Below are 18,772 nucleotides of genomic sequence, written 5' to 3'. Positions count from 1 at the left end.
TTAAGTTTACCTAGAACCCCTGAAGCTGGTCAGAAAACTATCAAAAGTAAACAGTTTACATGAAAGTTAGTCTGTTACCAGCAAAAAGATAAGTTTAGAGACCGGATCCTGCCTGTGATTGTATTTAAATACCTTATTCGAGAAGTTTTAAAGGCACAAATTGCGGTACTTTTAGTGCTGTTAACTATTTTTATTAGCCAGCATTTCGTGCGTATACTGGCCGATGCCTCCGACGGCGATTTTCCCGCCTCTTTAATTATGACCCTGATTGGGCTTAACTTGCCCTATCTGGTGATCTTAGTCCTGCCGTTAAGTTTGTTCTTGGGTATTTTACTGGCCCACGGCCGTATGTATTCCGAAAATGAAATGGTCATTCTCCACGGTGTTGGGGTCAGTGAGTGGTATGTCACCCGCGTAACGCTGATCCTCGCCGTGATCAATATGCTGTTTACTGGCTATTTATCCCTTTATGTAGCCCCTTGGGCAGAAGAACAGCAAAACCAAGTGCTCGAAAAAGCCCAGTCTGAAGCGGGTCTTGCCGCCTTAATCCAAGGGCGTTTTCAGGCGAGTCCCAATGGTCGCGCGGTATTATTTGTTGAGCGTATTGGTAAAGATAACGAGTTAGATAAAGTGTTTGTAGCCCAGTTGCCAGATCCTGATGATGAAACTGGCGTGACCAATGTCGTGGTGGCTAAAGGTGGACGAGTACAGGAAGATAGTTCAGGTGCTCAACAATTGAACTTGAATGACGGCGTGCGTTATCAAGGCAGCCCGAAGGCGAAGGACTACCAAATGATCGAATTTGGTGGTTATAAAATGCAAATTAAAGAGCAGCAAGTTGATGAGCGTCGCCGTAAGTTATCTGCACTGCCCGTTGATGAACTCGTTAAAATTGAAGGTGCTGAAGCCGCTGCTGAATTCCACTGGCGTCTTGCTATCCCGCTCGCGATTCCAATTATGACACTAATTGCTGTGCCGTTGGCGCGGGTGAATGTGCGCCAAGGTAAGTTTGCTAAGATGTTCCCAGCAGTACTTTTATATCTTGGCTATTTTGGGCTAATGGTCGCGGGACGTAAGGCATTGCAAGATGGGATTATTCCATTGTATTTAGGTATGTGGTGGATCCATGTTTCTGCGCTCTTGATGGGGTTATTCTTGCTCGGCAAAGATAGGCCTATTTTCAGTCGTATATCGTCCTTGTTTGCCAATAAGAAGGTGGCAGCATGAAGATATTAGACCTTTATATCGCCAGAATATTGTTAAGCACTTCAGCGCTTTGTTTGCTGGTGTTGACTGGTTTGTCGGGCATCATCAAATGGGTTGATCAGCTGCGTTTAGTTGGCCGTGGCACCTACAGCATGATGGATGCTGGCATCTATGTTTTATTTTTAGTGCCACGGGATATTGAAATGTTTTTCCCTATGGCCGTCTTGCTAGGCGCTTTGATTGGTATGGGAATGTTGGCATCGAATTCCGAACTTGTGGTGATGCAAGCTTCTGGCATGTCACGTTTACAGATCACTATGTCGGCGATGAAAACTGCTGTGCCTTTGATGTTATTGGTGATGGTTTTAGGGGAATGGGGCGCACCGATTGCTGAGCAAAAAGCCAATGAGTTGCAAGCTGTTAAACTCTCTGGTGGGAGTTTAATTAAGTCCCATCGTGGAATTTGGGCAAAGGATGGTGATTTGTTCGTTAATATTGGTGAAGTTGAAAACATCAATAAACTCAGCAATATCACGCTTTATAAATTCAATAGCGAACTTAAGCTCACCAATGTAGTTCACGCAGACCGAGCGGCCTTTTCCCAAGATCGCTGGCGTTTATTTGACGTTAAACGTACTGATTTAAGCTATGAAAAAGTCGTGCTTGAGTATCTTGAAGAAGACCAATGGCAATCGAGTTTAACGCCAGATAAGCTCAGCGTAGTGTCGATTAAACCCGAGGCGTTATCTATACGTGGTCTGGTCGGTTATCTTGATTACCTTAAAACTAACAGTCAAGATCCAAGCCGTTATGAGCTTGCTTTATGGCGCAAGGTGATGCAGCCCGTGACGGTCGCAGTGATGATGTTAGTGGCACTGTCGTTTGTATTTGGTCCGCTGCGGACTGTGACTATGGGCGCGCGCGTATTACTTGGGGTCGTAGCAGGTTTTAGCTTTTATATCAGTAATGAGATTTTTGGCCCCATGAGTATAGTGTATGAGCTACCCGCTTATGTGGGGGCTGTTGCACCAAGCTTGTTGTTTACTGGCGTTGCCTTCTACTTTATCCGGCGATGATACGCAGCTTATTACTCCTTACTCCGGATTTCGTCAATTAAGAATAGTCCATAAAAATAGCCCATAAAAAACGACGCTTTTGCGTCGTTTTTTGTATTTCGGATTTACTTAAGAATAAACTTATGCCCCATGCCAGTTACGCATTTGGTTGGCTTCTTTAGACAGCACGACCACTTCCGAGCGAGTCATCATATCCTGCAGTGCGCGCTTATCATCATTGATTAAAATCCATAAATTGCCAATGCCGAGCAGTGACCAAATGATGCGAGCGTAGGCAGTGATCAGGCTTAAGTTTTGGCCATTAGGATGTTGAATTTTAAGCCGCCAAGCGCGCATCCCTAAGGTTTGACCGCCCTTACTCCAGAATAATGCATAGAAAGTGCCGACACACAAGGCAAGCCAAAGTTGATAAATTCCCTGATAAGCTGGCGTGCCATTGAGTGCATCTGAGACATGCTCAAAGCCATTCATGCCAGCCAGTCCTGAAGCGGTGAGGCCGTAGAAAATCCCAAAGCCCATTGCGCCAGCAACCATATAGACGGCCACGGCTAACATCGAATCGTAAACTGCAGCGCCTAGGCGGCGGAAGAATCCTGCGCGGGGGAAGTTAGCATGTTCGGTATTGAGCATTACAGTGTCCTGTTATTGAAGTGCTTAAAGCTAATACAAAAAACAATTAATACATTAGCTTAGGCTTCAGGTTCTTCATCTCTGACAAAGTGGATATTGCTAAAACCAAAGCGGGCAAACTCTACTTTCCTGAATTCTTTTTCAGCCTTGGCACCTTTACGAGATGTCATGGCGACTTGTTGTTCCATAGCCAAAAATTTGGTCAGATCTATGCCCTCGGCTTCGGCCACAGCTTCATATAAATCATGGTGTTTGTCGTAGCTAAAGGCGATAGTTTTCGTCTTACCTTTGAAGGTATAAGTGACTTGACGGGCCATGGGGGGAGCTCTCCTGAAATAAGTCTGAAATTAATTAAATTCACTTCTAAAAATAAAATACACAGCACCTAAGATGCACAGTCCTGCCCACAGATAATCGAGCTTCAATGGTTCTTTCATATAGAAATAGGCAAAGGGGACAAACAAACTTAAGGTGATGACTTCTTGTAAAATTTTTAACTGGCCGACATTCATTACTGTGTAGCCGATACGGTTAGCAGGCACTTGCAGCAAGTATTCAAATAGGGCGATACCCCAGCTCACTAAGGCCGCAATAATCCAAGGTTTTGAGCCTAGCGTTTTCAAATGCCCGTACCAAGCAAAGGTCATAAAAATATTACTTAAGCAAAGTAAACCGATAGTGGTTAGGGTTGGATTCATTTTTCATCTCTATGATTAAATTTATAAATCATATACATAGCATCATCAGTATAGCTGCCAAGACATTTATCGATTGCCTTAGGTTTAAAACCCATTTTAAGCCAATAGCTGTCGGCACCTTGTACGGCTACGAGGGATAAGGAATTGAGATTATAGCGATCAGCCAGTAGTGTTAGGCGGGTCAGCGCCTTCGCTCCAGCGCCTAAACCTTGGGCTTTGGCCGAAATCGCAATATCGTGTAGGTATAAGGTATCAGCCTTGGGTAAATGGGTGATGGGCTGATATAGCGCTGGCGGCATATTGGCGGTCCATGGGTGGGCCAAGCAATAACCGACAACCGATTTATCCACTTCGAACACAAAACAGGACTGAGGTGATACCTGCCATTTACTTTGCAGTACGTGCAGTGGCTCAGGATCCAGTTGTGAGTAACACTCGTCTTGGATCGCTAAAATGGCATCCCAATCCTCTGGGGTGATTGCACGCAGTAACATGGCCGACATTTATCCTGTTTCAAGAGTCCTGTTGAAGGAACTCCGTGGAAAGAGTCCTGATTCAAATAAGCTCGGCATTATAACCTCAAGCAGCGTTAAAATGCAGGCTCCAGCGGTAATATAAAGCGCTTTAAAACCCTTATAAATTGAGCTTTCAGCGCTTGTATACCCAAACAACCTGAAGATACAGGATTCAGCGGGAATTTAACGCACTTTAGGCAAGGCGGTTATTTGCAGACCTAGTGGGCTAAGTTAAAAATAACCAACGCAGCATAAAGTGCGTTAAAACCCGCCGGGACGGAGCGCCTAGGGCACTTCACTTCCGTGTTGCATCAATTCAAAAGGTGGCCGACATTCTGTCATTGATGCGCCTTGAATTGATGCACCCTAGGCGCTCTGAAACTCGACTCTTCAGGTAGCTTGGGTATAAGTATTAGCAGCGGTTAAGTGCCCAGATATCGTTGGCGCAGGTGACGCTCAAGATATTGACCATTTAGGGTTTCGCCCGTTGCTTGGCGTATCAGTTCATCGGTTGTGAGCAAAGATCCCTTAGACCAAATGTGTTCACTCAACCATTGGAATACAGAGTTCAACTTGCCTGCATCGATCAGGGTTTCAATTGGTCCTAAGGCTTTTTCCATCGCAAAACGGCATTGGGCGGCATACATGGCGCCTAAGGTATAGCTGGGAAAATACCCTAGTTCACCAACGGCCCAATGGATATCCTGCATGCAACCGTCTCGGTAGTTGCCATCGGTATTAATCCCCAGTAGTTGTTGCATCTGCGTCGACCAAAAATCAGGTAAATCATCTACGGTTAAGCTGCCGTCGATAAAGGCTTTTTCTGCCTCAAAGCGCAGTAAAATGTGGCAAGGATAGGTGACTTCATCAGCATCTACACGGATAAGTCCGGGCGCTACGCGGGTGTAATGCTGTGCTAATTCTTGGGCGCTAAAATGACAATGAAGATGTTGCGCAATTTTAGGCTGCAATTGGCGTAAAAATGCCGGATTTGCCCCGAGTTGCATTTCGCAGAATAGACTCTGGCTCTCGTGGATACCCATAGAACGCGCCAGTCCCGCAGGTTGTCCGCGCCACGCTTGAGGTAAACCTTGCTCGTATCTGGCATGGCCTGTTTCATGAACTATGCCCATGATTGCACTACTGAAATCAGCCTCATTGTAGCGAGTCGTTATCCGTACATCGCTTGGCACGCCGCCACAGAATGGATGGCTGCTGATATCCAGCCTACCGTGGTTAAAGTCAAAACCCAGAAAATCCATTACGTCTCGGCCTAGGGCTTGCTGCGCGCTAACATCGAAGGGACCATTTAGCGTTAACTTAGGCTCGTTTGCCTGTTTAGCCAGCACTTCTTGGATAAGTGTCGGTAGCCAATCTTTCAGTCCGCCAAAGGTTTGGTCCAGCTTTGGCGAGGTCATTCCCGGCTCAAATTTATTGAGCAGGGCATCATAGGGCGTGATATTTTGCGCTTCGCCGCGGATCTGCGCTTCTTCCTTGGCAAGGTCGATGACCGCTTTTAGATTGGGCTTAAAGCCTTGCCAGTCATTATTTTTACGTTGTTCACGCCACGCATTCTCACATTGATAGGCCATTTTAGTTTTGGCTTGCACGAGAGAGCCGGGCACTAAATTTGCCTGTTGATATTGGTACTGCATTTCCCGCAGGTTAGCTTGTTGTTCCGTTGTGAGAGATTCGTCCGTCGCGCCGTGTAAGTGTTCGGCTAAGACAGTTGAGGTTTTGAGTGTGTGGATATGTCGCGCCAGTTCAGCCATTGCATCGCCGCGATCGCTATTACCGCCCATAGGCATCATGGCTGCTTGATCCCAGTCACCTAGAGCGCTGAAATGTTCAAAGTGAGAAATTTTTTGAAAATGTGCTGTCAGTTTATCGTAACTTGGTGTTGGTACTTTGCTCTTGGGTGAGTCCATGGAATTTCCCTTCTGGCGCATCAAATCCTGCGCGAATAAATAACAATAACAGGATGATCATATAATGACGTCAACAGTATACTCAAACAACCTAAAGATGCAGGACTCAGTGGGCTGATATTAACGCTATAGTAACGCACTTGAGGCAAGGCCATTTATTGCTCCTGAATAAATGGCATCCACGCCATATATGGCGATTGCGGCTATTTGCAGCGCTAGCGCTAAGTTAAAAAGGGAGTTGTAGTGTTAAAGTGGTTTTCGATAGGGTACTAATAGCGAAGATGGTCACGCGATTTTGGCGCAGCAGAGCGATAGTCAAAATCTGTTTTAGGGACAATTTTTAGTTTGGAAATTGTGCTTGCCTTGCTATTCTGTGATGGTTAAGTCGATAATTACAGTGAAATAAATGGAATGCTGTATTGTTCAAGGAGATGATTATGTGGGCGTTTTTAGTTGAACAGCCTAATTTACCTTACACCATAGCTTTTGCCTGCGTACTGGCCCTTGGTGTGTTTGAAGTCTTCGCATTATTCATAGGTTTAAGCATGTTAAGTGCGTTAGACCAATGGGTGCCTGCTGATGTGGAATATGATGCTGATGTGGGCGCGGGTGGACTCACGGGCATTGCCGGTTGGCTGTGTCTAAATAGACTCCCATTACTTATTTGGTTTGTGCTTGCGCTGACCAGTTTTGCGATTGCGGGTTATATCGTCAATTTTATCAGTGTTAGTCTTGCCGGTTTTTTACTGCCGCAACTGTTCACTTTACCCATTGCTATTGTCGCTAGTGCATTTTCTTGCCGTTATTTTGGCCGAGTGCTTGCTGATCATTTACCTAAAAATGAATCGAGTGCGATCTCGCTAGATGATCTTAGCGGCTATGTCGGCACTATTACCTTAGGTTGCGCAATTAAAGGCATGCCCTCTGAAGCCGTCGTTCGTGATAAACATCAACAAAAACATTACGTTTTAGTCGAGCCCGAAACTTCGGATATCGAGTTTGCCTCAGGCACTCAAGTCGTGCTGCTTAAGCGAGAAGGCCGAGTCTGGTCTGCTACGCGTTTTGATAATTAATCTTCCCAAGCCATAAATCAATTGAAAGGAAATCAAATGGATGTGTTAACAAACGTAGGTTCATCCGGTAGTTTTATTTTGCTCGTTGCGGGTATGGTGCTACTCGGCCTCATTGTGATCGGGTTAATTTTCGCCAAGTTATATAAACGTGCAACCAAAGAAATGGCCTTTGTGCGTACCGGCTTTGGTGGTGAGAAAATCATTAAAGATGGCGGCGCTATTGTGTTGCCTGTATTACATGAAACCATCTCGGTAAACATGAACACTCTGCGTATCGAAGTGGAGAAAACCCAGAAAGATGCGCTGATCACTAAGGACAGAATGCGTGTCGATGTGAAGGCCGATTTCTACTTGCGTGTAGCCCCACATTCCGATGGTATTTCAATGGCAGCGCAAACCTTAGGCACGCGTACAAACCGTGTTGAAGAGCTTAAAAAGCTGATGGAATCTAAGTTTGTTGACGTGCTGCGTGCCGTGGCCGCCGAAATGACCATGACAGAAATGCATGAGCAGCGTGCCGATTTTGTGCAACGGGTGCAAAATAACGTCGCCAACGATCTCGAGAAAAACGGTCTCGAACTCGAATCGGTTTCATTAACGGGTTTCGATCAAACTGATTTGCAGTTTTTTAATGAAAACAACGCATTTGACGCCGAAGGTCGTGCGCGTCTGGCGAAGATTATCGAAGAGAAACGCAAGGAAACCAACGATATTCAGCAGGAAAACCGCATTAAGATCGAGCAGCGTAACCTTGAAGCTGAAAAGGAATCCTTAGAGATTGAAAAGTCGGAAGAAGAAGCGCGCCTGATCCAGCAACAGTCGTTAGAATTTAAACGCGCCGATCAAAAAGCGGAGATTATTAAGCAGAAAGAAAACAAGGCTCGTGAAGAACGCGAAGCCGAGATTGCCAAAGAGCGCGCCATTGAAACCGCTGAAATCGAAAAGACCAAAGATATCGAAACCCGTGAGATTGAAAAGTATAAGTCGATTGAGCAATCGCGCATTCAACAGCAAAGGGATATCGAAGTTTCTGAGCAGGAAAAACGCATTGCGGTTGCGGCCAAATCTGAAGAAGAATCAGCTGCCCGTGCTCGTGCAGCTGAAGCCGAAAAACTGAAAGTTGAAAAAGAAGAAGCGGTAATCACAGCGCGCCAAGTGGCAGAAGCTAATCGTCGCAAAGAGATTGAAGTGATTGATGCTCGTAAGGAAGCTGAGCGTGATGCTGTCGGCGTAACAGTGCAGGCCGAAGCTGAGAAACGTGCCGCTGAAGACAGATCGAGTGCTATTCTGATTGAAGCGCGCGCCAGTGCCGATGCGAAAAAACTGCAGGCTGAAGCGGATGAAAAAGTTTATGCCGTTGAAGCCGCAGGTAAACAAGCACTTTATGAAGCTGAAAACGTCTTAAGTGATGAGCAGATCGCCCTGCAAAAATCCCTCGCCATTTTGAAGGCCTTGCCTGAAATTGTGGCACAAGCCGTTAAGCCGTTAGAAAACATCGAAGGTATTAAGATTCTTCAAGGTTATGGTGCAGGTCATCAATTTGCTGCGGGTGGCGAAGGTGCTCACCATCAAGGTGGTATCGCAGAGCAAGTGACCAGTGCAGCGTTAAACTATCGCGCCAATGCGCCTGTTATCGATGCCATGCTCAGGGAGTTAGGATTAGTGAATGGTGACTCTGGAACCTTGAATGATTTATTGAACGGTAATAACACATTAACCGCCGAAGCCTTAAGTGGTGTTACCTTGTCGAACTCTAGACCTAAGGACTATAGCCAAACGCAGGCAGTAGAGAGCCAAAGTGTGCTCAAGCCTTAATCTCAACGACATTAAACTAAGTCAAATCAAGTAAAGCGCTCGCCGTTGCTCTTTTGAGCCTTGTGCGGATAAAGTATTGATAAATAATACGAATGAAATAAAAACGCTCACCATTATGGTGAGCGTTTTTTTTGCATTAAATCAAATCTAACGGCTTATTTGTGTACCTTGTCGACCCCTGATGAGCGACCTTCGGCATGACAGGTTGCGCATGACTCCTGTCCTGATTGGTAAATTCGACCACCGCTGGCATCACTTTGGTAAACTCCGCCAAAGCTGCGTGCATGGACGATTAAACTATCGATAAGCGTGTGACAAGCCGTGCAGGTTGCTAAGGTTGGTGAGTACTCGGCAATTTGCCCTATGTTGGCTGCATCGGGTGTCGCAACTAACAGGGATTGTTGTGCACTTAGCCCCTCGAGACTGAGCTGTCCTGCGCTATGGCAAACACTACAGTTATTTTTTGCATTAGGGTAAGTGAGTTCGGGACGTGGGTTATCAAAACCCACTACAGTGCGGGTTCCCGCATGCAGTGAATGCACCATTTCCCTGTAGCTCAAAGTATTGTTGATGGTGCGATAGGGCTTGATTTGGCTGGCCCCAGGAGTATGCATCACATTGGCATTGAGATACATAATCGCATCATTACTGTGGCAACTTTGACATTGCCCATCGGTCAGTGCGGTTGCTGTTTGCGGTGCATGACAGGTGCCACAGCTGCTATTGGGTTCAAAAATTCCTTTCATTTGATGCGCCGACAGAACTCTATCTTCTAATCCTTGATCATGACATTGGCGACAGGCCTGTTCATCGACCTTAGCTTTTGCTGTAACAGCTTGACCTTGCAGGCTTAGCGAATTAATGGCACTGAGACTCACCTCTTGATTTGCGATATTACAGTTAACGGCAAAGCCGGTATTTTTATCGGCACAGAGCACTAGTTTACTGTAGAGTTTTGACTGACTCAGATCGCCAAAATCGGCAGCCGACAGGTTAGATATAGTGACTGTTAGCTGATTGGGTGCGGTAATTTTTAAGGCGACGTCGCTCGTGTTTGCTAATAAATCCCACACTTTACGCTGGCCGTTATTGATTGGCATGTTCGCGCTATTTGTTTCACCTGTGGCAATCAACCAGAAGGATTTTATCATAGGCTGACTGGCGGGCAGTTGCTCCAATTGCTGCACTTGCAATGTCACCGCAAGGGTCTTAGCTTCAACGCTTAGCTGCGAACTCAGTAACTTAACTTGGAAATCGCTCACCAGCTTAGTGGCTGTTTTCACGGCGGCATTGTGGAAAAGCCCAACACCTTCAGGATTAGTGCTATCAGGGTGGCAGCCGCTACAGCCCAGTGTCCATGGGTTGGCAAAAATTTCCCTATTGTGGAATAACCCCGCTACAGTGCCATTCCAATCTGCGGGAATTTGCGCTTTGTGACAGTCAAGACACGCGGTTTTACTGGGGATATTACTATTGCCACTTTGCGCCGTTGCGCCGGGAATATGGCATTGCTGACATTGGGTCATATCACCGGGAAAGGTCACATTGGCGTAGTCATATAGCTGCCCCTTGTAACCTACAATTTGATATTTGGCTTGGTGGATCTGGTGTGTCAATGTCGCCATATCAAGGCTATTACCCGTTTCAGGATCGCCAGAGTAAGTCGTGTGACAGACAACGCAGCCCTCAAAGGCAAAACGTTTATTGCCGTGCATCAAAAGGCGAGTATCGGTATTGGCTAAGTCTGGGTTATGGCATCGAAAACAGGCTTGTTCCGGCGCGATCACTTTACGGCCCATATCCGCCGCGACAGTCTGTCCTGTGGCGGGCACAAAATCGTACACGCTGTTGATCAACTGAGTGTCGATTGTGCTGTTTGCTAACGGTTTTAACTCTAGGTAAATCCTGTGGGTGAGCTCAGGCGAGTACTGGGTATCTATCCCCGTAAATTGGGAGTAACCCGTGAGTGGTTTACTCAAAGTGTAACGGTATTGGCCCGCGCCTAAGGAGGTTAGACACGCCGTTTTACAGTTGCTTTCAATGCCTGCTTGCCACTGAGTCTGTGCATTCGCTTGGGCATTTGTGGCAGGTTCTACTTGATTATTGATGTAACTGGTCCATTGCAACGCAGCATCTGTCGCGCTTGCTGCAGAGTTAATGACTTCTGTGCCAGTTGTTGCCATAGCATTAGCCGCGGCTTGGGTGATTTGATAGTGCTCCTGCGGCGGTGCTAATTTGGCAATACCGACAGCTAAGGTATCTAGCTCCTTCAGGTTTTCTAGCCCTGTGACCGCAATACCATTGGCATTGCTGAGGAAGAAATCGACCTGAACATGGGTTTGCGCATCGATAACCACATTTTCTATTGTCGCTTTGAGTGTATCCGCTTGTTCAATGCTGATACTCACAATCCCTGGTGGACCTTCTTTCCCATCGTCACCATCGGAACAGGCTGTCATCAGACAGACTGCGACTGCCATTGGCGTAAAGATTTTCCATTGAGAACGGGTATTCGTTTTCATCATTTTCCATTCCTTTTTAATTAGATTCTGTCGGGACTCTAATCGGAATGTATGCGGTATAGATATTAACTTAGTTATGAGTCGAGTTGCACTTAATTAACCAAATTTAAAAATTATTTGTTAATTATATTAAGGTAATTTGAAGTGAGGCATTATTTAAATTTGCTAGATGTTTAATTGTTAATTCTTGAAAACGTTACTCTGATGCATGTCGTGTAACTTGATCTAATAATGCCCCAATATGGGTAATTGTGACGCAGGTTAAAAATCAAAGACATAATTACTTTAGCATAAATTGTCGGGAATCAAAGTGTATGCATATTTTAATTATATTGCTTTGACTAATAAAGGATCAAATATGATTACCAGAAGAGGAATGCTTAAAGGCGGTATGGGCGTTGCTGTCGGTACAGTTTATAGCGGAACATTAATAAGTTTTCTGACCGGTTGTGGCAGTGACAGTAATAGCCAAGAGATAGTAGAAGTCATGCCTGGTGGACTCATGGTGGTGAACCCTACGGTTTGTGTTAGCTGCAGACGCTGTGAAATTGCCTGTGGTTGGAACCATGAAGGGGATAGCAGTCCGACACTTGCCCGCGTCAAAGTAGAAAGAAATATGAACTATGGCCCACATGGTGTGCAATTTGACTATGAAATACAACGAGGAGAATGCGGCGATAAAACCGTTGTTCCTTCTACTTGTCGCCACTGCGAAGTTTGCACTGAAGTTTGTCCACAGCAAGCTATTTCAACGAATGAACAGACTGGCGCCAAAGTGATTGATGAAGAACGTTGTGTCGGATGTGGTTATTGTGCAGATAAGTGTCCTCAGCAAGTCATTAAAGTTGTTCGCAGTAAAATGAAAGCCGTCAAATGTGATTTATGTAACGGTAAACCTGCCTGCGCGCAAGTTTGTCCTACAGGTGCAATTAAATTTTATAACTGGGAAGAGGCTGAAGCTGCATTAGAACAATACGAAAAATATACCGGCTTAGTTTCTTAAATTCAGGAGAAATAATATGAGTGATAAAATAGGTGGTTGGGCGGGTAAAGTCCTCAGAGTTAATTTAACAACTAATCATATATGGTATGAGTCAATCAATAAATATTATGACTACATCGGTGGTATGGGGATTGGTTATAAAATATTGTGGGATGATCATAAGGATAATATTACAGCAATCGACCCAGATAATATTATTGTCTTTTCTGCCGGACCATTAACGGGTTCAGGCGTTATTTGTACTGGACGAACAACCATTACTTCCCGTAGTCCCGTCATTGAAAAACATCTGATTGCCGATGGTCACTTTGGTGGGCATTTTTCACCCGCAATGAAATTTGCGGGTTTCGATGCGATTGCAATAGAAGGCAAAGCGAGCAGTCCTGTGTGGCTTAAAATTGTGGATGATAAGGTCACGATTGAACCTGCTGACGCCCTATGGGGTAAAGGTATATTTGATACCCACGCCATGATTGCGCAAATGATGGGACCTAATGCACAAGTCGCTGCGATTGGCCAAGCGGGTGAAAACCAAGTGCCTCTTTCTGTCATTATGACTCAGGGCGGGCACTCAGCAGGTGGTCATGGCTCGGTAATGGGGTCAAAAAATTGTAAAGGGATCGGCATTATCGGCACTGGCGCCGTTAAAATCGCCGCCAATAATGAAAAGATGCGTGCCTTAGATGACCATATTTTAGGTATTATCGGTGCCAACAATAATGGTGTCGTTCCTTCAACGCCGCAATCTTGGGCTGAGTACTCAGCACCCATCAGCCGCTGGAAATCTCGGCCCGGTTTGAAGTGGGGCGCTGCCGATCAAGAAATCGATTTAGGCGAAGTGCCATGGAATGAACGCAATCGTATTGGGTTTCGAACTTCGATGGCAGAAAGCTACATAGGTGTGGAATACGCCAATAAGTGGATGAAGCGTACGGGAGGCTGTCATTCATGCCCAATACGTTGCTTCTGCGAGCTAAAAGTCCCTGAATTGAAAAGCAAATACGGTCGTAAAACCGAACATATATCTAACGTCTGTATGGGATTCCTCGTACCACAGTATTTAATGGGCACCAAAAATGGTACAGAAGCACATGCGATGGCGGGCGCTTTAGGGGCTCATATTCTCGATGACTATGGTATTTGGTGTAACTATGGCTCCATTTCTCATCTATTTAAATTCCTAAAAACAAAGGATATGTTTAAGCATTTATTACCTGAAGATGAATTTAACAGTATTCCTTGGGCGCTTTGGGATAACCAAGATCCCGCTTTCTTACTTGATTTTTATCGCCGAGTGGCGTTTAAAGAAGGTGAAATCTCCCATATGGCCGACGGCTTATATGATTTGATCAAGCGTTGGGGGTTAGATGGAACCAATCCCAAGTTAGGTAATTGGGATATTCATAAAGAAAGTGCCACTAAGGTATTCAACAAGAAAACCAATGCTGCCGTGCACCATGCTAGTGAAACCGCGGGTCAGGTGGGTACGTTAATCAACGTCGTCTTTAACCGTGATGCTCAGTGCCATTCCCACATCAACATAGTTAACAGTGGTTTGCCACACGATATGACAGTGGCGATTGCCGAGAAAAAATGGGGTGAAGGTGCATTCGATAAGGTGAATTGGTATACCCCAATCAATGCGGCTAAGATCCGTTTTGCAAAATGGTCGCTGGTGAAAAACGTATTACATGACTCTCTGACACTGTGTAATTGGATGTTCCCACTGCTGGCATCACCGGATAAAAATCGCAACTATGAAGGCGATAGCACCATTGAATCGCAGATGTTCAGTTTAGTGACTGGGATTGAAACCACAGAAACGGAATTGGACTTTAAGGCGGAAAGAGTGCTGCATTTACACCGTGCCTTAACCGTATTGCAAATGAATGAAAGCAATATGCGCGAAGAGCATGATGTCCTCAGTGACTGGGTTTATGATTTGAATCCAGATAAAAACTTCGGTCAAGAGGGCACCATCAAGATGGACCGCGCTGACATGCAAACGGCGCTGGATATGTTCTATGAAGCCTTTGGTTGGGATATTCAAACCGGTGCGCCAACTCGGGCCACGCTCGACAAGTTTAGCCTAGGTTTTGTTGCCGATAGATTGGCGGCGCGAGGCCTGTTACCCAGTTGAACACTATAGTTGGACACTATGATTGAACTTGTCGGTTATATCAGGGTATTTAGCCAACACGGACGCTTAGTCACGGCGGAGCAAATCGCCGCCGTGGCAGGGCTCGAGTGGGATAGTGAGCAAACGGTTAACAGTTATATTCGCCTGATCCTCAATGAGGCTTACAAGGATGTGCAGATGCGTTTGTCGGATAAGCGGTATTTCTTCTATTCCGACAGAAGCATAGTTGAACGTTACGCTGAGCAATGGTTAGCATTGGAGCGGGGTGAAGCGTTTGAGGCGATTATTGCCCAGATCCGTCGCAATAGTTGCCGCCATACTGAGGTCTATCTGGAGAGTGTACTGACGTTTGCCCCCTATCTTTATGATGAGCCTACATTAGCCAATGTGCGTGAGCAATTACCACAACAGCTTGGGGCCGAGGATATCCATTATGCAGTGGACAATCAGGGGAAAGGTTATTACTACTCTACTCTGGGGTTGAGTCACAGCTATGCGGCCGTCCTCGCTAATTATGATCCTTGTGAATGGTCAAACTGAGATTCTGCGACCTCATTGATATCGATTAAGCGCCTTCGGGCGCTTTTTTATTGCAATATCTCATATAGCTAGCGTGAAATTAGCTTGCCAGCGTTTGAGTGTACTTTTTGATGATTTCGTCAATTTTACCATTGGCCTTCAGTGTCGCTATGGCTTGATTGATGGCAGGAAGCAAATCGGCATGTTCTTTTCGTAACCTAAACACTAAGTCACCATCAGAATGCACTGCCGCCAGTGCGACTGAGATCCGCAATTGAGTCGACCAATACAACGCCGGGTAATTACCAGCAATAACAGCGTTGACTCTGTGTTTATCTAAGGCTTTGATCAGCTCCTGCTCTGAGGTAAAGTCTGCGCGGATAAAATCTTTATCGTCGTGATATAAATAACCGCGCACTGTACCTATTTCTTGGCCTTTTATCTGGCTGATATCTTTATATTTACTGACATTCTCTGGCAATGTGACCACATATTCAGTGATTTGCATTATGGGGGCCGATTTGACAAACAGCGGCCCTAAATCCTGCTTTTCAAACCAACTAGGGCTGACGATATCAAAGTCGAGTTGACCGGTTTCTAGCGCATTATTGGTGCGCTTTGGCGGCAGGGCTAGGATTTCACCTTTGATTTCAGCCATAGATAAAATCATCGGAATAAGCTCAGTGATCATCCCCGGCGCCTCGGCTTGATCACCGATAAAATACGGATACCAAGAATAGGAGCCAGTGATATTGTATTTGAGCTGTTCCGCAAAGGCATGCTGTTGAGTCAAGCAAAGGGTGAACAAGGCAAATCGAACTAAGTGTTTATACTGCAAACATCGCTTAACCATATTGCTTTTATCCTTGTTATCTCTGCTTTAGCCAAGGCCTATCCGATGGCCATTCTACCTAAACTGTGTGAATGAATTGTTTATTGGATCACAATCAGTCACATCCGCCATATTCAAGTTATTTTCTGCTTTTCGCTATTACACCTTAAGCCAATAGCTGACACAGGGCGGGTTGCTGATTTTTAGGGAAAATTTGATAGGTTTTATGGTGCTTAATCAAACTGGTTTTCTTGTTGCCTTGGCTGAGCAATAACCCATGGGACAGGGCGATACGCGTTAGTGTCTGTTCATCGGCGCGGACATATAAGTTGATTGGCTTGATCAGCTGATTGTCTTTAATATGTTGATTAAATTCTTTGGCATCAATCACTAAGCTAGATTGACCATCACCATCGAGTTTCAGCTTGGCACTGATTTCAGTGTCAGTAAAGACTAACCAATCGGCTTGTTTTAAGGTCTCAATCATGGCATTTAATGCCGTACCTAAAGCGGGCTCCGATGTTTCAACTGATTGATATTGATACACTATCCTTTCTAGTAAACGCTTGAGTTCGGCGCCCGCACCTTGGCTGCGAGCCAAACGTATCCAAGCCGTGAGATCGTCGGCTACCAATTTAGAAAAGCGTTTTTCCTTTAAGGACTCGACCATCCAATTACACAAAAAATGACTTTCCTGCGCAGAGGTGCGCTGGGCTTTCTTGGTCTGTGCTGAAGCGGTTAAATCGGCAAGACCCGCAAGGGCGAGTTCGAGCACAGCTTGGTTATAGGTTTGAGAATTCATTATGACTCCGCCGCGGGCTGAAGTGATGTTATCTATTTGAACTTGGACGATATTGATTGCGGCGGAGCTAGTTTAGCAAAGCGGTCGTTAAACCGATATTTATTCTTGCGATCCCACCAAACTCGCGGCGGTTAAAATCAGCTTTGGCGCGGGCCTTACTTTGTAGTTTGGGTTGATATATTGAAAATGAATCAATCCCTTGTCGTCGCTGATATAAATGGCGGGTACAGGTAAGACTAAACGTTTGGCACCTTCAGGGGTGATCCATAAAGGATTCTCGAGCTTAAGGCGTGCGGTATAGGTTTCAGTCACTTTTTCGCTAGTGTAAAAAGCTAAACCAAAGGCTTGGGATGCCAGCATTTTTTCATCGGAAAGCAGCAGATATTTAAGTTCATTTTTTGCCGCCGAAGCCTTAAGTTGAGCTGGCGTATCGGGTGAAATTCCCACTAACTGAAAACCCATTTTTAATAACTCAGGCTCAATCGCTTTTAGTTGCCCCATTTGATTGTTACAAAATGGGCACCAGCCACCACGGTAAAAGAAGAAAATGGTTGGCTTTTTCTGGGTTAATTCTGCTAAATCGACCGTTTTGTCATTGATATCTTGTAAGTTTACCTTAGGGATTTGCTGACCATTAAGTAGCGGACTGATGGAAAATTCATCCTTAGCAATGGGTTGCGCAATAGCCGTTAGACTTGTTAGTAGTAAGATGGTTGTGAAGTAAAACCTGTGTAACATCGAAGCGGTTTGCATATAAAGTCCTTAATTTGGTTTTGTTTTCTTCGTTTTTTAAGCCGTTGTTGTTAATATTTCCCTCGTTTTAGACAAAGAGATATTGCGTAAATCTGTATTTGTTATGCCTTACTCGCTTATAGAGTGGTTCGAGTTAGCACTAAACGGGTATGAGCATTAAAAGAGCGGCAATTGCCGAACATTCTTACAAGCCAATGCAGATGATTGCACCAATGTGATACCGATGGGGTTGGTTGGTGAGGTATTTATAACGGTAACCATTTGGATTTTATCGCGATTACAGCGTAGTGTTGGAGTGGTTAAAACGAGTGAACGACAAGCTGATGGGGCAAGCCTTAATTGATGCAGTGGTAAAACACGATATCATTACCGTAAAACAATTGGTCAAACAGGGTGTTGATGTCGAATATATCGACTCACAAAATATGACGGCTTTATTGCATTGCTGCCAACTGCAATTACTCGATAATCTCATGTTACTGTTTGAAGCTGGAGCCGATGTCAATCATGCCAATAACTTAGGTCATCTTCCTGTTGAACTGGCCCATTGGCATGGCGAATTTCATATGAGGAGTTATACCGCCACGAGTCAAAAAATGGTGAAGTATTTGGAGCGCTATGGTGGCGTTTAACGTGGTCATCGATAAATTGTATTGTACTTCAATATTCAATCACGGGAGCTGTAAATGGATAAGGGATTATTTAAAATATTAAAGAAAATCTATTTTAAAAAGTCTTATATCAAAGACGAAAATGGATATATGCAAAGAATAGATAATGGGGACCAGTTTGATTGTGAGTCTGGGACTACACACTATTCTAATGACGGTTTATCTAATGCAGAAATACTAACACTTGAACAAAGTGGTTATCCTGTCAATCAGATAATCAAATATAGTCATGATGAATGTATTAATGCTTATAAAATGTTGCTTGAGCATCCTCACTTATCGATTGAGAATTTGATTTCGGCATATATATGTGGCTTTTCAAGTTTTCCAAGAGGAAGACAACCCAGGGTGAGATTACGAGTGGTCATTTAATAACCACACTCATGCCGGCTTCAAGCACCGCATCCAAATAAGCCTCATTCATCAATGCCTGACGCTGCTTTCTTCTGATACTCATTTTTCGCTTCTCAGCGCGTAACATATTCAAACCAAAGTGTCGCATCGTGGCAAGATTAGTCGCTGCATTACCACGGTATATCTGGCACGCATCCTCACCTAAACTCACATCCAGCACCCAGTGCAACTGGTT

General features: G+C 45.0%; 18 protein-coding genes and 1 pseudogene. 9 read left to right on the top strand and 10 right to left on the bottom strand.

Annotated features, from left to right (window positions below; translation table 11 throughout):
- Positions 1-114 precede the first annotated feature (114 nt).
- Positions 115-1,227 carry an LPS export ABC transporter permease LptF gene (gene lptF / locus L5M28_RS18610; RefSeq protein ID WP_113939369.1) on the top strand — a complete coding sequence of 371 codons (1,113 nt, stop codon included), beginning with the start codon at positions 115-117 and terminating at the stop codon, positions 1,225-1,227.
- Positions 1,224-2,282 carry an LPS export ABC transporter permease LptG gene (lptG, locus tag L5M28_RS18605; RefSeq protein ID WP_263204156.1) on the top strand — a complete coding sequence of 353 codons (1,059 nt, stop codon included), beginning with the start codon at positions 1,224-1,226 and terminating at the stop codon, positions 2,280-2,282. Before lptF ends, lptG begins: the two co-directional genes overlap by 4 nt.
- A gap of 120 nt (positions 2,283-2,402) precedes the next feature.
- Here lptG and L5M28_RS18600 read toward each other — a convergent pair whose 3' ends face one another.
- The 5 genes from L5M28_RS18600 to L5M28_RS18580 all read right to left on the bottom strand — a co-directional run bounded on the left by L5M28_RS18600 (position 2,403) and on the right by L5M28_RS18580 (position 6,053).
- Complete coding sequence (locus tag L5M28_RS18600; protein ID WP_263173219.1) at positions 2,403-2,912, bottom strand: RDD family protein; 510 nt, start codon at positions 2,910-2,912, stop codon at positions 2,403-2,405.
- A 59-nt stretch (positions 2,913-2,971) separates the two neighbouring features.
- A complete protein-coding gene (locus L5M28_RS18595) occupies positions 2,972-3,229 on the bottom strand; it encodes a DUF2960 domain-containing protein (protein ID WP_006082593.1) in 258 nt (85 codons plus the stop codon).
- A 30-nt stretch (positions 3,230-3,259) separates the two neighbouring features.
- Positions 3,260-3,610 carry a DMT family protein gene (locus L5M28_RS18590; RefSeq protein ID WP_006082592.1) on the bottom strand — a complete coding sequence of 117 codons (351 nt, stop codon included), beginning with the start codon at positions 3,608-3,610 and terminating at the stop codon, positions 3,260-3,262.
- On the bottom strand, positions 3,607-4,104 hold the full coding sequence (locus L5M28_RS18585; protein WP_113939489.1) for a GNAT family N-acetyltransferase: 498 nt from the start codon (positions 4,102-4,104) through the stop codon (positions 3,607-3,609). The genes L5M28_RS18590 and L5M28_RS18585 overlap by 4 nt, the downstream gene beginning before the upstream one ends.
- Before the next feature lie 443 nt (positions 4,105-4,547).
- Positions 4,548-6,053: a carboxypeptidase M32 gene (locus L5M28_RS18580; protein WP_263204155.1), complete on the bottom strand. Its 1,506-nt coding sequence runs from the start codon at positions 6,051-6,053 to the stop codon at positions 4,548-4,550.
- Positions 6,054-6,490: 437 nt separating this feature from the next.
- On the opposite strand from L5M28_RS18580, the gene L5M28_RS18575 reads away from it, so the two are divergent.
- Complete coding sequence (locus L5M28_RS18575) at positions 6,491-7,126, top strand: YqiJ family protein (RefSeq protein WP_028761348.1); 636 nt, start codon at positions 6,491-6,493, stop codon at positions 7,124-7,126.
- Positions 7,127-7,162: 36 nt separating this feature from the next.
- Positions 7,163-8,941, top strand: a complete 1,779-nt coding sequence (locus L5M28_RS18570; protein ID WP_263148861.1) for a flotillin family protein — start codon at positions 7,163-7,165, stop codon at positions 8,939-8,941.
- A gap of 155 nt (positions 8,942-9,096) precedes the next feature.
- Here the strand turns inward: L5M28_RS18570 and L5M28_RS18565 are convergent, their stop codons facing one another.
- On the bottom strand, positions 9,097-11,466 hold the full coding sequence (locus tag L5M28_RS18565; protein ID WP_263204154.1) for an OmcA/MtrC family decaheme c-type cytochrome: 2,370 nt from the start codon (positions 11,464-11,466) through the stop codon (positions 9,097-9,099).
- Between the two features lie 355 nt (positions 11,467-11,821).
- Here L5M28_RS18565 and L5M28_RS18560 point away from each other — a divergent pair, with 355 nt between their 5' ends.
- Genes L5M28_RS18560 through L5M28_RS18550 form a run of 3 tightly spaced genes read left to right on the top strand, consistent with a single transcriptional unit; the run spans position 11,822 to position 15,146 of the window.
- Positions 11,822-12,466, top strand: coding sequence for a 4Fe-4S dicluster domain-containing protein (locus L5M28_RS18560; protein WP_105251824.1), 645 nt, complete (start codon positions 11,822-11,824; stop codon positions 12,464-12,466).
- Between the two features lie 16 nt (positions 12,467-12,482).
- A complete protein-coding gene (locus tag L5M28_RS18555; RefSeq protein ID WP_263204153.1) occupies positions 12,483-14,606 on the top strand; it encodes an aldehyde ferredoxin oxidoreductase in 2,124 nt (707 codons plus the stop codon).
- A gap of 18 nt (positions 14,607-14,624) precedes the next feature.
- Positions 14,625-15,146, top strand: a complete 522-nt coding sequence (locus L5M28_RS18550) for a hypothetical protein (protein ID WP_028761343.1) — start codon at positions 14,625-14,627, stop codon at positions 15,144-15,146.
- A 79-nt stretch (positions 15,147-15,225) separates the two neighbouring features.
- Here the strand turns inward: L5M28_RS18550 and L5M28_RS18545 are convergent, their stop codons facing one another.
- From L5M28_RS18545 to L5M28_RS18535, 3 genes are all read right to left on the bottom strand, one after another.
- Positions 15,226-15,978 (bottom strand): substrate-binding periplasmic protein, encoded by a 753-nt coding sequence (locus L5M28_RS18545; protein ID WP_263204152.1) that lies wholly within the window; start codon positions 15,976-15,978, stop codon positions 15,226-15,228.
- A 145-nt stretch (positions 15,979-16,123) separates the two neighbouring features.
- The gene (locus L5M28_RS18540; protein ID WP_131523605.1) at positions 16,124-16,759 is read right to left on the bottom strand and encodes a DUF2913 family protein; all 636 of its coding nucleotides are present in this window, start codon (positions 16,757-16,759) and stop codon (positions 16,124-16,126) included.
- Between the two features lie 99 nt (positions 16,760-16,858).
- Positions 16,859-17,512 (bottom strand): peroxiredoxin-like family protein, encoded by a 654-nt coding sequence (locus tag L5M28_RS18535; protein ID WP_105251829.1) that lies wholly within the window; start codon positions 17,510-17,512, stop codon positions 16,859-16,861.
- 308 nt (positions 17,513-17,820) lie between these two features.
- Here L5M28_RS18535 and L5M28_RS18530 point away from each other — a divergent pair, with 308 nt between their 5' ends.
- Both L5M28_RS18530 and L5M28_RS18525 read left to right on the top strand, forming a co-directional pair.
- Positions 17,821-18,144 carry an ankyrin repeat domain-containing protein gene (locus L5M28_RS18530; RefSeq protein WP_263204151.1) on the top strand — a complete coding sequence of 108 codons (324 nt, stop codon included), beginning with the start codon at positions 17,821-17,823 and terminating at the stop codon, positions 18,142-18,144.
- Positions 18,145-18,198: 54 nt separating this feature from the next.
- Positions 18,199-18,555 carry a hypothetical protein gene (locus L5M28_RS18525; protein ID WP_263204150.1) on the top strand — a complete coding sequence of 119 codons (357 nt, stop codon included), beginning with the start codon at positions 18,199-18,201 and terminating at the stop codon, positions 18,553-18,555.
- Here the strand turns inward: L5M28_RS18525 and L5M28_RS18520 are convergent.
- Positions 18,548-18,772, bottom strand: a pseudogene (locus L5M28_RS18520) (ISAs1 family transposase); the annotation flags it as partial. The gene L5M28_RS18525 and the pseudogene L5M28_RS18520 overlap by 8 nt on opposite strands.

The organism is Shewanella sp. SW32, from assembly GCF_025653365.1.
In the GTDB taxonomy this organism is placed as follows: Bacteria; Pseudomonadota; Gammaproteobacteria; order Enterobacterales; family Shewanellaceae; genus Shewanella; species Shewanella oncorhynchi.
Note: the sequence above shows the minus strand (reverse complement) of the source record. Positions and strands in the feature narration are given on the sequence as shown.

What these genes read in the sequence shown, in the direction of transcription:
- lptG (WP_263204156.1), top strand. Translation starts at nt 1,224, where the DNA reads ATGAAGATATTAGACCTTTATATCGCCAGAATATTGTTAAGCACTTCA.
- L5M28_RS18600 (WP_263173219.1), bottom strand. Translation starts at nt 2,912, where the DNA reads ATGCTCAATACCGAACATGCTAACTTCCCCCGCGCAGGATTCTTCCGC.
- L5M28_RS18595 (WP_006082593.1), bottom strand. Translation starts at nt 3,229, where the DNA reads ATGGCCCGTCAAGTCACTTATACCTTCAAAGGTAAGACGAAAACTATC.
- L5M28_RS18590 (WP_006082592.1), bottom strand. Translation starts at nt 3,610, where the DNA reads ATGAATCCAACCCTAACCACTATCGGTTTACTTTGCTTAAGTAATATT.
- L5M28_RS18585 (WP_113939489.1), bottom strand. Translation starts at nt 4,104, where the DNA reads ATGTTACTGCGTGCAATCACCCCAGAGGATTGGGATGCCATTTTAGCG.
- L5M28_RS18580 (WP_263204155.1), bottom strand. Translation starts at nt 6,053, where the DNA reads ATGGACTCACCCAAGAGCAAAGTACCAACACCAAGTTACGATAAACTG.
- L5M28_RS18575 (WP_028761348.1), top strand. Translation starts at nt 6,491, where the DNA reads ATGTGGGCGTTTTTAGTTGAACAGCCTAATTTACCTTACACCATAGCT.
- L5M28_RS18570 (WP_263148861.1), top strand. Translation starts at nt 7,163, where the DNA reads ATGGATGTGTTAACAAACGTAGGTTCATCCGGTAGTTTTATTTTGCTC.
- L5M28_RS18565 (WP_263204154.1), bottom strand. Translation starts at nt 11,466, where the DNA reads ATGATGAAAACGAATACCCGTTCTCAATGGAAAATCTTTACGCCAATG.
- L5M28_RS18560 (WP_105251824.1), top strand. Translation starts at nt 11,822, where the DNA reads ATGATTACCAGAAGAGGAATGCTTAAAGGCGGTATGGGCGTTGCTGTC.
- L5M28_RS18555 (WP_263204153.1), top strand. Translation starts at nt 12,483, where the DNA reads ATGAGTGATAAAATAGGTGGTTGGGCGGGTAAAGTCCTCAGAGTTAAT.
- L5M28_RS18550 (WP_028761343.1), top strand. Translation starts at nt 14,625, where the DNA reads ATGATTGAACTTGTCGGTTATATCAGGGTATTTAGCCAACACGGACGC.
- L5M28_RS18545 (WP_263204152.1), bottom strand. Translation starts at nt 15,978, where the DNA reads ATGGTTAAGCGATGTTTGCAGTATAAACACTTAGTTCGATTTGCCTTG.
- L5M28_RS18540 (WP_131523605.1), bottom strand. Translation starts at nt 16,759, where the DNA reads ATGAATTCTCAAACCTATAACCAAGCTGTGCTCGAACTCGCCCTTGCG.
- L5M28_RS18535 (WP_105251829.1), bottom strand. Translation starts at nt 17,512, where the DNA reads ATGCAAACCGCTTCGATGTTACACAGGTTTTACTTCACAACCATCTTA.
- L5M28_RS18525 (WP_263204150.1), top strand. Translation starts at nt 18,199, where the DNA reads ATGGATAAGGGATTATTTAAAATATTAAAGAAAATCTATTTTAAAAAG.